The organism is Pseudomonas sp. LB3P93 (genome assembly GCF_054898025.1).
In genome coordinates this window covers 4,685,683-4,699,482 of record NZ_CM142713.1, presented here as the reverse complement: position 1 = coordinate 4,699,482, position 13,800 = coordinate 4,685,683, and the positions used below count along the sequence as shown (strand labels likewise).

16 protein-coding genes are annotated in these 13,800 nt (G+C 57.6%); all 16 read left to right on the top strand.

All coding sequences use genetic code 11. The features are described 5' to 3' along the window. Position 1 precedes the first annotated feature (1 nt). The 16 genes from ACYZT8_RS21215 (at position 2) to ACYZT8_RS21140 (ending at position 13,762) form a co-directional block, all read left to right on the top strand. Positions 2–1,168, top strand: coding sequence for a phage major capsid protein (locus ACYZT8_RS21215; RefSeq protein ID WP_461975668.1), 1,167 nt, complete (start codon positions 2–4; stop codon positions 1,166–1,168). Positions 1,169–1,205: 37 nt separating this feature from the next. Then, complete coding sequence (locus ACYZT8_RS21210; RefSeq protein WP_461975666.1) at positions 1,206–1,454, top strand: hypothetical protein; 249 nt, start codon at positions 1,206–1,208, stop codon at positions 1,452–1,454. Next, a complete protein-coding gene (locus ACYZT8_RS21205) occupies positions 1,451–1,783 on the top strand; it encodes a head-tail connector protein (protein ID WP_461975664.1) in 333 nt (110 codons plus the stop codon). Before ACYZT8_RS21210 ends, ACYZT8_RS21205 begins: the two co-directional genes overlap by 4 nt. After that, positions 1,780–2,118, top strand: a complete 339-nt coding sequence (locus ACYZT8_RS21200) for a phage head closure protein (protein ID WP_461975662.1) — start codon at positions 1,780–1,782, stop codon at positions 2,116–2,118. The genes ACYZT8_RS21205 and ACYZT8_RS21200 overlap by 4 nt, the downstream gene beginning before the upstream one ends. Next, entirely contained in the window at positions 2,111–2,596 is a 486-nt protein-coding gene (locus tag ACYZT8_RS21195; protein WP_461975660.1) for an HK97-gp10 family putative phage morphogenesis protein, read from the top strand. The genes ACYZT8_RS21200 and ACYZT8_RS21195 overlap by 8 nt, the downstream gene beginning before the upstream one ends. After that, positions 2,596–2,964 carry a DUF3168 domain-containing protein gene (locus ACYZT8_RS21190; protein WP_461975658.1) on the top strand — a complete coding sequence of 123 codons (369 nt, stop codon included), beginning with the start codon at positions 2,596–2,598 and terminating at the stop codon, positions 2,962–2,964. The genes ACYZT8_RS21195 and ACYZT8_RS21190 overlap by 1 nt, the downstream gene beginning before the upstream one ends. A gap of 63 nt (positions 2,965–3,027) precedes the next feature. Further along, positions 3,028–3,516 (top strand): phage tail tube protein, encoded by a 489-nt coding sequence (locus tag ACYZT8_RS21185; RefSeq protein WP_461975656.1) that lies wholly within the window; start codon positions 3,028–3,030, stop codon positions 3,514–3,516. A gap of 9 nt (positions 3,517–3,525) precedes the next feature. Beyond that, entirely contained in the window at positions 3,526–3,951 is a 426-nt protein-coding gene (locus tag ACYZT8_RS21180) for a phage tail assembly chaperone family protein, TAC (protein ID WP_461975654.1), read from the top strand. Next, entirely contained in the window at positions 3,948–4,160 is a 213-nt protein-coding gene (locus tag ACYZT8_RS21175; RefSeq protein ID WP_461975652.1) for a phage tail assembly protein T, read from the top strand. The genes ACYZT8_RS21180 and ACYZT8_RS21175 overlap by 4 nt, the downstream gene beginning before the upstream one ends. A 54-nt stretch (positions 4,161–4,214) precedes the next feature. Beyond that, positions 4,215–5,015, top strand: a complete 801-nt coding sequence (locus ACYZT8_RS21170) for a DUF6694 family lipoprotein (protein WP_461975650.1) — start codon at positions 4,215–4,217, stop codon at positions 5,013–5,015. Positions 5,016–5,065: 50 nt separating this feature from the next. Then, the gene (locus tag ACYZT8_RS21165) at positions 5,066–7,633 is read left to right on the top strand and encodes a phage tail tape measure protein (protein ID WP_461975648.1); all 2,568 of its coding nucleotides are present in this window, start codon (positions 5,066–5,068) and stop codon (positions 7,631–7,633) included. After that, positions 7,633–7,977, top strand: a complete 345-nt coding sequence (locus tag ACYZT8_RS21160; protein WP_461975646.1) for a phage tail protein — start codon at positions 7,633–7,635, stop codon at positions 7,975–7,977. The genes ACYZT8_RS21165 and ACYZT8_RS21160 overlap by 1 nt, the downstream gene beginning before the upstream one ends. 55 nt (positions 7,978–8,032) lie before the next feature. Beyond that, entirely contained in the window at positions 8,033–8,734 is a 702-nt protein-coding gene (locus tag ACYZT8_RS21155) for a phage minor tail protein L (RefSeq protein ID WP_461975644.1), read from the top strand. 2 nt (positions 8,735–8,736) lie between these two features. Next, positions 8,737–9,519, top strand: a complete 783-nt coding sequence (locus tag ACYZT8_RS21150) for a C40 family peptidase (protein WP_461975642.1) — start codon at positions 8,737–8,739, stop codon at positions 9,517–9,519. Beyond that, entirely contained in the window at positions 9,516–10,103 is a 588-nt protein-coding gene (locus ACYZT8_RS21145; protein ID WP_461975640.1) for a tail assembly protein, read from the top strand. The genes ACYZT8_RS21150 and ACYZT8_RS21145 overlap by 4 nt, the downstream gene beginning before the upstream one ends. A gap of 59 nt (positions 10,104–10,162) precedes the next feature. Continuing rightward, positions 10,163–13,762 carry a TipJ family phage tail tip protein gene (locus ACYZT8_RS21140; protein WP_461975638.1) on the top strand — a complete coding sequence of 1,200 codons (3,600 nt, stop codon included), beginning with the start codon at positions 10,163–10,165 and terminating at the stop codon, positions 13,760–13,762. The last annotated feature ends 38 nt before the right edge of the window (positions 13,763–13,800 follow it).

Here is a 13,800-nt window from a genome sequence, read left to right as displayed (position 1 = left end):
CATGTCCGAATTGGCCCAGATTCAAAAGGCAATCGAAGACGCGCAAAAGAACATGACCGACTTGTTCGACGCGCAGAAGAAAGAAATCACCAGCACCGGTGAGATCAGCAAGAAATTGCAGGGCGACCTGCAAACTGTTCAAGATGATCTGAAGACCGCCGGCACCCGCTTGTTCGACCTGGAGTCGAAACTTGCAAGCGGCGGTCTCGACAATCCCGAAGGCAAGAAATCCTTTGCCGAGAAGGCTGCCGAAGATCTCAAAAAAGGCTGGAACGGCTCCAGCACCGGCAAGGTTGATGTCAAAAGCTTCAGCAAGGCCCTCGGTTCCGGCGCACCATCTGCTGGCGCCCTTGTGCAACCACAGCAGAACCCAGGCATTTTGATGCCGGGCCTGCGCCGTCTTACCATCCGTGACTTGCTTGCCCAGGGCCGAACCACGTCAAACGCAATCGAGTACGTGCGCGAAAACGTGTTCACCAACAGCGCGGCTCCAGTTGCCGAAGGTGCGCTCAAGCCCGAATCGCAACTGACCTTCACAAAAGAAACCGCCAACGTCAGAACCATCGCCCACTGGATTCAGGCCTCGCGCCAGATCATGGACGATGCTCCGATGCTGGAGTCCTACGTGAACGGTCGTCTGCTGTTCGGTTTGGACTTGGTGGAAGAAGGTCAGTTGCTCAACGGTGACGGCCTCGGCGACAACCTGATCGGCCTCAACAAAGTGGCGAGTCTTTACGACACTGGCCTGAACGCCACAGGCGATACCCGCGCGGACCAAATTGCACACGCAATTTTCCAGACCAGCGAATCGGAATTCGAGGCGTCGGGCCTCATCCTCAATCCTCGTGACTGGCACGCCATCGCTCTGCTGAAAGATGCTGATGGTCGTTACATCTTCGGTGGTCCGGCCGCGTTTGCTGCGAAAGTCATGTGGGGCCTGCCAGTGGTGGCCACCAAGGCCCAGGCCCAGGGCACCTTCACCGTCGGCGGTTTCGATCTTGCTTCGCAAATCTGGGATCGCATGGACGCTACCATCGAGATCAGCAACCAAGATCGCGATAACTTCGTGAAGAACATGCTGACCATCCTTTGCGAAGAGCGCCTGGCGGTCACTCACTACCGTCCGACCGCAATCATCAAAGGCACCTTCACCGTACCAACCCCATAACCACAGGGCCGGGGTAGGAAACTGCCCCGGATTGAAGATGAAGAAGATTCGAGCCTTACAACAATTCTCCCATTTTTACGCCGGTACTTTCGATCAGCATGAGGTTCGACCAGTTTCCGACGATATCGCCGAAGCGCTGGTTGGTATGAAGTTGGCCGAGTACGTCGATGATGAAGCAGATGCCAAGGCGAAAGCCGAAGCACTCGAAAAGGAAAAAGCTGACGCAGAAGCCAAGGCGAAAGCCGATGCAGATGCTAAGGCGAAGGAAAAGGCCGCCAAAAAATGACCGTAGCCGCTGCTGATCTGCTCCCGATTGAGCTGATTCGCAAGCACTTGCGCGTGGATTATGAGGACGAAGACGAACTCATAATCCTTTACGCCGAGTCAGCACTGGCCTGGGCACTCTGGTTTTGCGACAACCCAATCCTGCTGGAGGTTGAGGATTTCCCGGCAAGCTTTAAGGCGGCGCTGCTGCTGCTGATTGGCCATTCATATGCAAACCGCGAAGCCGTAGTTGTCGGCACCATTACCGCCGAAGTTCCGATGGCCGTTGAGTCTTTGCTTTGGTCGTCTCGGAACTGGTCCGGGCCGCCTGATCCAATGGTGATTCTGTGAGGGCCGGTGATCTGCGTCACCGGATCACCTTTCAGGCGCTTGGCCCTGCACAGGACCCGGGCACCGGCGAAGAGATCGAGGGCTGGACGACGGTCTGGGAGAAGGTTCCTGCTTCGGTCGAACTACTCAGCGCTCGCGACCTGATCGCGGCGCAGGCCGGCCAATCCGAAGCATCGAGCCGCATGGTCATCCGATATCGCCCTGGGGTACTGCCCACAATGCGCATCCTGCACCGCGGCGACGTCTACAACATTCAAGGCCCGCCGATGCCCGATCCGGTGTCGGGCCTGGAGTACCTCACCATATTGGTGGCGAAGGGGTTGAATGATGGCTGAGAGCATCGAGTTCAGCCTGGTGGGCATCGACTCGCTGGTTGGGAAACTCGAAGCCATCAGTTATGACATGAAGCGCAAGGGCGGGCGTTCCGCGCTACGCAAGGCGGCACAGTTGGTAGCCGACAAGATGAAAGAAGGCGCCAAGAGAATCGACGACCCCGAAACAGGCCGCTCGATAGCGGACAACGTCGCGCTCCGCTGGAACGGGAAGTTGTTCAAAGCGAGCGGTGATCTCGGTTTCAGGGTCGGGATCCTGCACGGCGCGGTGCTGAAAAATGGCGGCGACACGTCGGCCAACTCACCAACACCGCATTGGCGTCTGATTGAGTTCGGTACCGCGAAAATGCGCGCTCAACCGTTTGCCCGGAAAGCTCTCGCTGACAACATCAGCGAAGCGACCAACACCTTCATAACCGAATACGAAAAAGCCATTGATCGTGCCATCAGGCGAGCGGCCAAGGCGTCCGGGAGTAGCTGATGCCAGCAGCACCAATATTCACCGTGAGTGCAGCTGACCCTGGCGTTCGCGCTCTGCTCGGGGTGACGCCTCACAGGCTGTATCCGTTCGGCGAGGCGCCGGAAGGCGTGGTCAAGCCATATGCCGTTTGGCAACTGGTCACCGGGAGCCCTGAGAACTATTTGGCGGGCCGCCCAGACTTGGACGGCTTCACGCTGCAGGTTGATGTATACGCCGCTACTGCATCATCTGCCCGGGCCGTCACCGACGCCATAGCGCATGCCATCGAGCTGAAGGCAAACGTCGTTCGCTGGGGCGGCGAGGACAAGGACACAGCGACAAACCTTTACCGGTCGAGCTTCGACATCGACTGGCTTGTACCCAGATAGCAAAACCCTAATCCCAGGCCCGCCATGTGCGGGTTTTTTTATGCCCGACATTTGGAGAACGCCATGTCGATCCTTTCCCAAGGAACCCAAATCTACGCACTCGTCCCGCCGCTGTCCGGTACCGGCCCCAAAACTGTGCTGGCCATTGAATGCGCAACCGCGTTCAGCCCGGGCGGTGCGCCGGCTGACCAGATCGAAGATACCTGCCTGGAAGACCAGGAGCGCAGCTACAAGAAAGGGTTGCGCACCCCGGGCCAGGCTTCGCTGACTGTGAACGCTGATCCGAACAACGCGAGCCATATTCGCCTGCACCAGCTTTCCGAAGCGAACGGCGATACCACCATCGATTGGGCGGTGGGCTGGTCCGACGGCACCGAAGCACCGACAGTGGCTGCCGATGCCTTTGAATTGCCAGAGACGCGCACCTGGTTCACCTTCCGCGGTTACGTCTCGGACTTCCCGTTCGATTTCGCCGCCAATGCCGTGGTCAGCACCGCGGCGACTATTCAGCGCTCTGGTGGTTCGGCCTGGATTCGTAAGACCACTGTTTAAGGGGCTCGAATGAAACTTACACTCGAAAGCTTGAAATCGGTCGGCGCCTTTACGGGCCGGCCGGTGGAGAAGGAAATCACCTGGATGCAGGGTGACGACGAGCTAAAGGCCACCGTATTTATCCGACCCCTCGGATACCAGGCTGCAATCAGCGACGTCACAGCCTTGAACGGAAAGCATGACAGCCTCGCCGGCCGAATCGCGGCCAGCGTGTGCGACGAAGAAGGCAGCCCAGTGTTTGCCGTAGGAGACATCACTGGTGCAGCAGATCCCGAACGCGGCGCTTTGGATGGGCGCCTGACCGTCGCATTGCTGGCCGCAATCTTCGAGGTGAACAACCTGGGAAAGACGAAGAGCTCTCCGGCCTTGAAGAGCTCTGGCACGAAATCGCCATCACGCTCGGTGCCACGGTCGCGGAAGCCCAAGAAAGAGTGAGCCTTCTTGAGTTCAACCGTTGGGCCGTATACCGCAGGGATCGCGGTTCGTTGAACATGGGCTTGCGGATTGAGCGAAGTGTCGCGCTGTTGTCGGCGATTTATGCCAACCGGCACAGCAAGGACGGCGGCTTCAAGATCACGGACTTTATCCCCCATGAGCGGGAGCGAGAGCTGGGCCTCGATGAAGCTATGGAGGTGTGGTTTTAACGTGTGCACCAAAACATTGATATCCTCAAGCCACTATTACGTGAGGGATAACCAATGTGGAAGGTGCTTGCAGTTGCGATACCAGTGCTTCTTATCGCCGGATGTGGAGAGCCGAAGCTGGATGGAAGCTCAGAGGCAGCAATGAAAAAGTCAGTTCAGGAAGTCTCTGAAAAGCTTCCGGCCGACAAAAGGAAGCAATTTGAGTCTGACGTTCAGCTGATCGCTTTGAGCAATGTGGATATGGCAAGCGTCTTACGAGGAGAGAAGAAATCAAATGACGTAACGTCTGATCTTCTTTCTAGCTTAAACGGTAAAACTGCTGCTGAGGTTTCGGCGACCGCTAGCGCTATCAGGGTCGAAAGGGAAGCTAAAGAAAAGAAGCAGGCGCTAATTGAGATTGATGAACTGATCAGCAAGAAGGCGAACTCAGAACAAGCAAAAAGCCAGCTCGCCAAGTTTACTGTATCAAAATCCAGGTTCTACCTACGAGAAGAGAAGTACTCTTCACAGCCTCAACCTGTAATCGAAATCACAGTTAAAAATGGAACTTCTACAGCTGTTTCACGCGCTTACTTCAAAGGGACGATTGCTTCTCCCGGAAGGTCAGTGCCTTGGCTTGTTGAAGATTTTAACTACGAAATCAGCGGTGGATTGGAGCCGGGTGAGGAGAATAGTTGGAGTCTTCTGCCAAACAGGTTCAATGATTGGGGCAAGGTAGATCCACCTAGCGATGCCGTGTTTACTGTTGAGGTGGTAAACCTTGATGGTCCAGATAAAAAGTCGATGTTCGACTCCGTCTTATTTACGGATTCAAATCAGAAACGATTGGATCTGTTAAGAAGTCGATATCAATAATCCCATGAAAGACCCGCTCCGGCGGGTTTTTTTATGCTCGAGGAAACTACATGGCCAGCAGATCACTGGGAACACTGACGCTGGACCTGGTCGCTAAGATTGGCGCTTTCACAGGTCCTCTCGACAAAGCAAGCCAAGAGGCAAAAAAACGGAATGCGGAAATAGGCAAATCGTTCGATAACCTCGCGAAAGGTGTTGGTGCTGCTATTGGCAGCATCCCGGCAGTTCTCACTGCTCTGGTAGTGCATTCAGCAAGTGTTGCCAAAGAGATATCCAACCAGGCGGCACTTGCCGGGCTCGGAACCACTGAATTTCAGAAATACGCTGCTGGCGCCCGGAGCGTTGGCGTTGAGCAAGACAAACTGTCGGACATCTTCAAAGACACAAACGACAAGATGGGGGACTTTGCGAGCACTGGCGGCGGTGAACTGAAGGACTTTTTTGAGAACATTGCACCTAAAGTTGGTGTAACTGCCGAAAGTTTTAAAAAGCTGAACAGCAAAGAAGCATTGGCGCTGTACGTCACAAGCCTCGAAAAGGCGAACGTCAACCAGAAAGAAATGACGTTCTATATGGAAGCCATTGCCAATGACTCGACCGCCCTTGTTCCATTACTTCGTAATAGCGGCAAGGCGTTTGACGAGCTCGGCCAGGCCGCATTAGACGCTGGCGTAGTAATGGATGAAAAAACCATCGCCGCCGCAAAGCAGTTCGGCATTGAGATGCAAGGTCTTGGCCAGTACATCACGTCCGGCAAGACCATGCTTGCCGCTGAGTTTCTGCCGGTACTTGCTCAGTTTTCAAAAGACGTAAATCAATCGGCAAAGGACGCCGGCGGTTTGAGCGGTGCCGTAGGCGATCTGGGTAACAAGTTGGTAGAAACCTCAGCGTTTGTAGTAAACGCAGGGGATGGCGTTGTTCGCGTGTTTGAAATCCTCGGGAACACTCTTGTAGGACTCTACGCGACTGCCGTAGCTCATATGTCTTCGCTTATGAGCAGCCTGGCTTCAGGCCTCTCCAGCATAACTATTGGTGAAACAGCTGACCAATTCATTGCAGACAGCGCACGCCTTCGAGATGAAGCGTCGATAAACTTCAGCATCGCCGCACAAGCGGCCGCGAGCATCGATGAAAGCCTTACTGCTCCGCTCGCGGGTGATAAGTTTAAGGACTATGTCCAGAACGCCAAAAAAGCGGCTGCCGAGGTTGCTGCGACAACGAGTTCCATTGCGCCAGGAGCCGGTAGCGGCATTGACCCCAAAGCCCTTGAAAAGGCGAAGAAGGCAGCGCAAGAAGCCGAAAGCGCTGCCAAAAAGTTAAACGACACATTCAGTAGCGCCGAAACGGACCTTCAGCGGCAGATCGCCCTGATCAACACCTCTACCGATGCCCAGAAAAAAGCTACTGAAATCGACAAGCTCCGGTTTGAGATTGCGTCAGGAAAGCTGGTTGGAATCAATGCTCAGCAACAAAAGCGTTTGGAGAGTCTCGCGGCAGAACTTGATGTTCTGGAAAAGCTCAAGCTTGCGAACGAGGAGGAGGCCAAGTCATCCACGTACCTCGCCAATCTGAAGGCGGCCAACGCCACTACCAAATCCGGATTTGATAGTGAATTGGCTGGCGCCGGCATGGGTGATAAAGCCCGTGAACGGCTTCAGCAAGACCTGGCCATCCAGCAAGATTTCAACGCGCAGATGGCCGATCTGCAAAAGCAATTCAATGCTGGCGATATCAGCGCGAGCCTGTACGAAACGGAAACAGGGATGCTCAAGGACGCTCTTTCAGAGCGCCTGGAGTTGCAGCAGGAGTATTACGCAAACATCGATATTGCCCAGTCCAACTGGATGGATGGGGTGAGCGATGCCTGGCAAAACTATGTTGATGAGGCTCAGGACTACACCTCACAGGCTGCCGATGTAACGGCTTCCATTCTGGATGATGCCACTGACGGGCTCGGCAACTTTCTGGCTGATGTAGCAAGTGGTGCAGAGGATGCGGGCGATGCGCTCGGGGACCTGGTAGCGAACTTCGCCAAGTCAACGCTCAACGCGCTAACGGACATGGCGGCCCAGTGGCTGATCTATCAAGGTGTGCAGCTGCTGGTGGGCAAGGCCACTCAAGCGAGTGCAGTACCGGCATTGGTTGCCAACGCACAGGCAACCGCCTTTCAAGCCAGCCTCGCGGCGTTCGCCTCGACGGCTGCGATTCCTATCATTGGTCCCGCTGCGGCTCCAGCAGCTGCTGCCGCTGCTGCTGCAGCCACGGCGCCCATGGTTGCGGGTGTCGCAAGTGCGGCACTGGCTGGCATGGCGCACGACGGCATCGACGCGGTTCCGGAGACGGGCACCTGGCTATTGCAGAAGGGTGAGCGGGTAACGACTGCCGAAACTAGTGCCAAGTTGGATCGTACGCTCGATCGAATGAACGCCCCGTCCACAGGTGGAGGGGGTGCCTCGATCAGTATCAGCGCTCCGATCACCGTCCAAGCCCAGAGCGGCGTGAGTGATCAACAGGCTCAGCAGCAGGGAGAAGCAATGAGCAAGGCGTTCACAGCTGACGTGATCCGGATCATCACTCGGGAAACCCAGCAGGGCGGTGTGCTCTGGAGGCGCGTGTAATGGCTGAGACTTTTGGATATTGCACGCGCATTGGTGCCAACGGCGATGTCAGCCAGCGCACTTGGGAAAACGACTTTGGAGACGGATACACCCAGGCTGGCGGGGTAGGCATCAACACCAAGTCGCAGTCTTGGGATATCAGTGTTGTCGGCCAAATGATCCCTGGGGATGACCTGAAGAGCGTTCGAGATTTTCTCGATCGTCACGAGGGATACAAGTCATTCCTCTGGACACCGCCGGGAGGAACCCAAGGCCGATACAGCGCAAACGGCTACAAGCTAAATGCGCAGGGGGCGGGGCTGTTCACCCTCAGCGCCACCTTCAAACAAGTATTCCGACCCTGATATTTTACAACTGCTGAGCCCCGCCAAGCGCGGGGTTTGTCGTTTTTGGAGCCTTATGAATTACAACGCAGACATCCAAAAACTTGAGCCGGGTAACCAGATACGCCTATTCGAGCTCGACGCTACGCGACTTGGCGCGAATCTGTGGCGTTTCCACGGTCACGCGCAGGAAGGCGACATCATCTGGCAGGGCCAGCTGTATTCCCCGCTTCAGATCACCGCCAAGGGTTTTGATATCCGCGGTGATGGCCGGCCAGCTTCGCCCACCTTGCAGGTGGCCAACGAACTGGGCGGTGTGCGTGGAGCCCTGACGGCGCTGTGCTTGCAGTTCCGGGACCTGGCTGGCGCCAAGGTCCGCGTCATCGAAACGTTCCGCCACTTCCTGGATGCAGCCAACTTCCCTGACGGCAACCCCACTGCCAGCAACCAGAGCAAGATCAACCTCTGGTACATCGAGCAGAAGACTTCCGAAACATTTGAGTCGCTGACCTTTGACCTTTCTGGCCCTACGGACATGGAAGGGCAGATGTTGCCCTCGCAGCAGATCACCAAGCTCTGCCGCTGGGCTTGCCGGGGCGGCTATCGGGGCGAGGCGTGTGCGTACATAGGCGCCGCAATGTTCACGAAAAAGAATGAGCCCACGGACAACCCTGCACTTGATCGCTGTGGCGGTTGGTGGAGCAGCTGCAAGCTTCGCGGCAATACCCGTCGATTTGGCGGATCCATGGGCGCGAGCCTGATCGCATCTTCGAGGTAATCATGCGGATCAATCAAAAATTGCAGGCAGAGATCCGTGCTCACGCCGAGCGTGATTACCCCGCCGAGGCGTGCGGTGTTTTGGTCAGCACTGAATCTGGCCGCGTTTATGTCCCTTGCGGCAACAAAGCGAAGTCCGCCCGGGAGAATTTTCAGATCGATGAGCGCGACTTGGCCGCCGCCGAGGATCTCGGGGCCGTCGTCGCAATCATCCACAGCCATCCGGACAAAGCGCCGGCGCCGAGCATGGCTGATCGCGTCAGCTGCGAATTGCATGAGCTTCCCTGGGGAATCGTGGGTTGGCCTGGCGGTGAGTTCGAGTGGTTCAATCCGACAGGGTTTCAGGCACCTCTGCTGGCGCGCGACTTCTCCCATGGCCTGCTGGATTGCTGGGCTGCGTGCCGCGACTGGTACGCCCGAGAGGCTGGTCTGCAGCTGCCTAACTTTGAGCGTCATGACCTGTGGTGGGAGGACGAGCGCGGTCCAAGCCTGTATGAAGACAACTTCAAGGCCACGGGTTTCTACCAGGTTGAAACTGCCCAGCGCGGAGACATGTTGGTTCTGCAAATTCCAACACCCGGGCGCCCATGTTTCCACCCCAACCACGCCGCGATCTATTTGGGAGACGAGCCCGCGTTTGTCAGCGAGCCAGCAGCAAGGCTTGGCGGCTCAGGTCCCTTCATCTACCACCACATGGCAGGTCGCCTGGCCGGGCGTGAAATCTTCGGCTGGTCGCAGGCCAACCGGGTGAAATTGATACTGAGGCATAAGGACTACCGCCCATGACAATGACGACCATCAAGCTGGGCGGGGTGCTGGGCAAGCGCTTTGGCCGCGAGTACTTGCTCGACCTGTATGGCTTTCGTGATGCCATGAGCGCGCTGTGCAACATGAAGCCGGGCTTCGAGCAATTCCTGCGTAGCGCCGAAGAACGTGGACTGGTGTTCGCGGTGTTCATTGACGAACGAAACGTCGGCGAAGAGGAACTCGATCTCAAGTCGGCAGAGCCAAGTGCGATCCGCATCATGCCGATCATTCAAGGAAGCAAGCAGGCTGGCATGTTTCAGACCCTGCTTGGCGTAGCCTTGGTAGTCGCCGGACTGTTCACTGGTGGCACCACGTCTACGCTGGGCATGGGCCTGCTGGCCGCCGGCGCTGCTGTTGGCTTGGGCGGTGTGGTGCAAATGCTGTCTCCGACGACCAAGGCCAACACCAGCGACAAAAATGAGGACGGCAACAACCCGAGCTATGGCTTCGGCAGCGCCGTCACGACCATCGCCCAGGGCAACCCCTACCCACTGCTCTACGGCGAGCGGGAGATCGGCGGGGCCGTAGAGTCTGGTGGCATCTACACGCAAGACAACATCTGATCCCTCGGTAACACCCACAACCCGCTTCGGCGGGTTTTTGCATTTATGGAGATCCCTGAATGGGCGCAGTAGCGAAGAAACGCCAGTCGGTGATGGGCGCAAAGGGCGGCCAGGCAAAGCAGAAACAGCCGAGCATCGCTACCAACAGCGTCCCTTCGATCGCCACTGCTCGCATCGTTTACCTTTGGAGCTGGGGGCCGATCGTCGGTCCTGTGAATGGCCTGCAGTCCGTGCGATTGGATGGCACGCCTATTCAGGCTGCGGACGGGACCATCAACTATCCAGGCGTGAAGTGGCAGTTCCGCTCGGGCGAACTCAATCAAGCGCGCCTTGCGGGCGTGTCCGAGTCGAGCAACGAAATTGCCGTGGGCCAAGAGCTGCTGACCACGGCGCCTTGGCTGCACACGATCAACAACGCAATGATCGATGCAGTGCGTCTTCGCTTCAGTTGGCCGCAGCTTCAGAGCCAGGACTCGAGCGGCAACATCAATGGCGTGCGCATCGATTATGCCGTTGACATCTCCACCGACAACGGCCCCTATGTCCAGGTCCTGACCTCGTTTGTCGATCGGAAAAACATCACCAAGTACGAGCGGTCGCACCGCCTTGAGTTGCCAGAGGGCGCTAGCTGGACGATCCGAGCCCGACGCCTTACACCGGAAGCGAACAGCTCGCTTGTGCAGGATGGCATGGTCGTGGAGGCCGTTGCCGAGGTTGTTGACAGCGACCAGGAATACCCGCTGACGTCGGTTGGCTGCATTGAATACGACGCCCAGCAGTTCGGCGGCGATATCGCCAAAATTGCGGTATTGATGCGCGGTCGCATCGTGCGCGTTCCGACCAACTACAACCCTGAAGCCCGAACCTATGCCACCGGCGGCGCCGGCACCAGCAATGGCGTTTGGGACGGAACGTTCAAAGAGGCATATACGAACAACCCGGCCTGGGTCTTTTATGACCTGGTGCTGCACCCGTACTACGGGCTCGGTGAGCGAATTGACGCAACGATGGTGGATCGCTGGTCGCTGTACCGGATCGCTCAGTATTGCGACCAGATGGTGCCGGACGGTAAAGGCGGGCAGGAACCGCGCTTTACCTGCAACCTGTACTTTCAGAAGCAGGCCGAAGCCTACGCGGTGTTGCAGGACCTGGCCTCGATCTTCCACGGCATGGCCTATTGGGACGGTAGTCAAGTCGTCGTCAACGCCGATATGCCCGGCGACCCGGTGTTCAGCTACAGCCCGGCACAGATCCTCAACAACGGTGCCATCCAGTACGACGGCACGCGCTGGCGCGATCGGCACACCAACGCCATGGTTTCTTGGGACAACCCCGGCCAAGGCTTTGAAACTGACAAAGAGCCGGTATTCGACGACGAAGCGCTGAGCGAACTGGGCTCAGTGCGAGAGCTTGCCGTCGATGCTTTTGGGTGTACCTCGCTGGGGCAGGCCCAGCGCGCTGGCCAGTGGGCGCTGTTGACCGAGCAACTGCAAACCCGGGGCGGTACATTCCGTGTCGGGTTGGACGGACACATCCCCAAGCCGGGCCAGGTGATCGCTGTAGGCGACCCAATGCTGGCCGGCCGCGCGAATGGCGGGCGGATTTCATCGGTGAACGGCCGAGTGATTATGCTGGATCGTGATCTAGAGATTCCCACCGGAGCTCGCCTGCTGCTGAACCTGCCAAGCGGGAAATCCGAAGGGCGCGTCATCAAGTCGTTTGTCGGGCGGGCTGTCACGGTCATGGCTGATTACAGCGAAGTGCCCGAGGCGGAGTGTGGCTGGGTGATCGACTTCGACGACCTGAAGGTGATGCAGTTTTATGTGCGCAACGTCACGCGCCCGGAGTGGCATCAGTTCCAGATCGAGGCTATCCAGCACGAACCGAGCAAGTTCGATGCAATCGACTTCGGCGCTGTTGTAGATACGCGTCCGATCAGTGGGATTCCGATCGGGACACAAGAGGCGCCGGCGCGGGTGCTGCTCAGTCAGCACGTCGTGATTGAGCAAGGCATTGCCGTCACCAACATGACTATTGCCTGGGACGCCGCTCCAGGTGCTGTCGGGTATGACGTCGAATGGCGCTGGGGCGCGCGGGAGTGGATCAAGGTTCCGCGCACGGGCGAGTTGGCCGTGGATGTACGAGGGATTTACTCCGGCCAATACTTGGCTAGGGTGCGGGCGGTCAGTGCGATGAATGTTTCATCCATCCCAACCAACTCTGTGCTGACCGACTTGCTCGGCAAAACCGGCCTTCCACCATCTGTTACTCACCTCATCGCCACACCGCTGTTGTTCGGCATCAATCTCAAGTGGGGCTTCCCGGCTGGTGCCGAGGATACCCAGCGCACGGAGATCTGGTACGGGGCATCGACTAGTCTGGAGGCGGCCACCAAGCTGGCAGATCTGGCCTATCCGCAGAAAGAGTACTCAATGCAAGGCCTTCGTGCCGGCGTGACGTTCTTCTTCTGGGCGCGGTTGGTTGACCGTACCGGCAACATTGGTCCGTTCTATCCAATCGGGCTTGGGGTCATGGGCCAGTCGAGCTCTGACGCCTCGGCCATCTTGGAAATGATCGCCGGCCAGATCACCGAGACGGAAGTTGGCCAGGACCTGCTGGATGAGATCAACAAAATCCCCGGCCTTCAGGACCAGATTGACGCGCTGGATGGCCTAGCCGCCTACAAACCGGATCAGGTCTACGAGAAAGACCAGATGGTTGTGGCGGACGGACACATCTTTCAGGCCAAAGGCGAGGTGCCAATCAACACCCCGCCGCCTAATGCGACCTACTGGCTGGATGTCGGTGAGTCAATCGAGACGGCGAACGGGCTGGCGCAACAGGTGGCCTTCAACACTCAGGACATAACCGAGCTCGACGGGGTCGTCACCGCCCAGGCAACTGCTTTCCAAGCACTACGGGCATCGTCGCGAGACGACAGCGGGGAAGGGGATCTGGCCGACGCACTGAAAGGTTGGACCAGTACCGCGGCTATCGCTTCGGAATCCAAGGTGCGCAGTTCCGAAAACGAGGCGTTCGCGCAGCGGATCACCACCTTCGACGTCGCCATCGGCGAGAACGCGGCCAACATCACCGAACTGGAACAAGTGGTCGCCACCAATCAGTCGGCAACGGCCACCAAGATCGATCAGCTGAATGTGTCGGTCGGGCAAAACGCGGCCGCCATTCAGCAGACGTCGACGGCCTACGCCGACACTGCCGGCAAGTTGACCACCATGTGGTCGGTGAAGATGCAGGTCGCGGCTGACGGCAAGTACATCGCCGCCGGCATTGGCTTGGGCATCGAGAACACCGGTGCCGGACTGCAAAGCCAGTTCTTGGTCAGCGCGGATCGGTTCGCCATCGTCAACAGCATGGCCGGCGGTGCCATCTCGGTTCCGTTTGCGGTGCAGGGTGGCCAGGTGTTCATCAACTCGGCTTTCATCGCGGACGGCACCATCACCAACGCCAAGATCGGCAGCTACATCAGTTCCACGAACTACATCGCCGGGCAGCAGGGTTGGATTCTCAATAAGGATGGAACGCTGGAGATCAATGGCGTCGTCCCAGGGCAGGGCCGATTGGTGATCAATTCGCTGAACGTTTCCGTCTACGACGCTAACAGCGTACTTCGCGTACGTCTCGGTTACTTGGGGTAAAACATGGCATATGGAATGCGCGTTTTTGATGAGAGTGG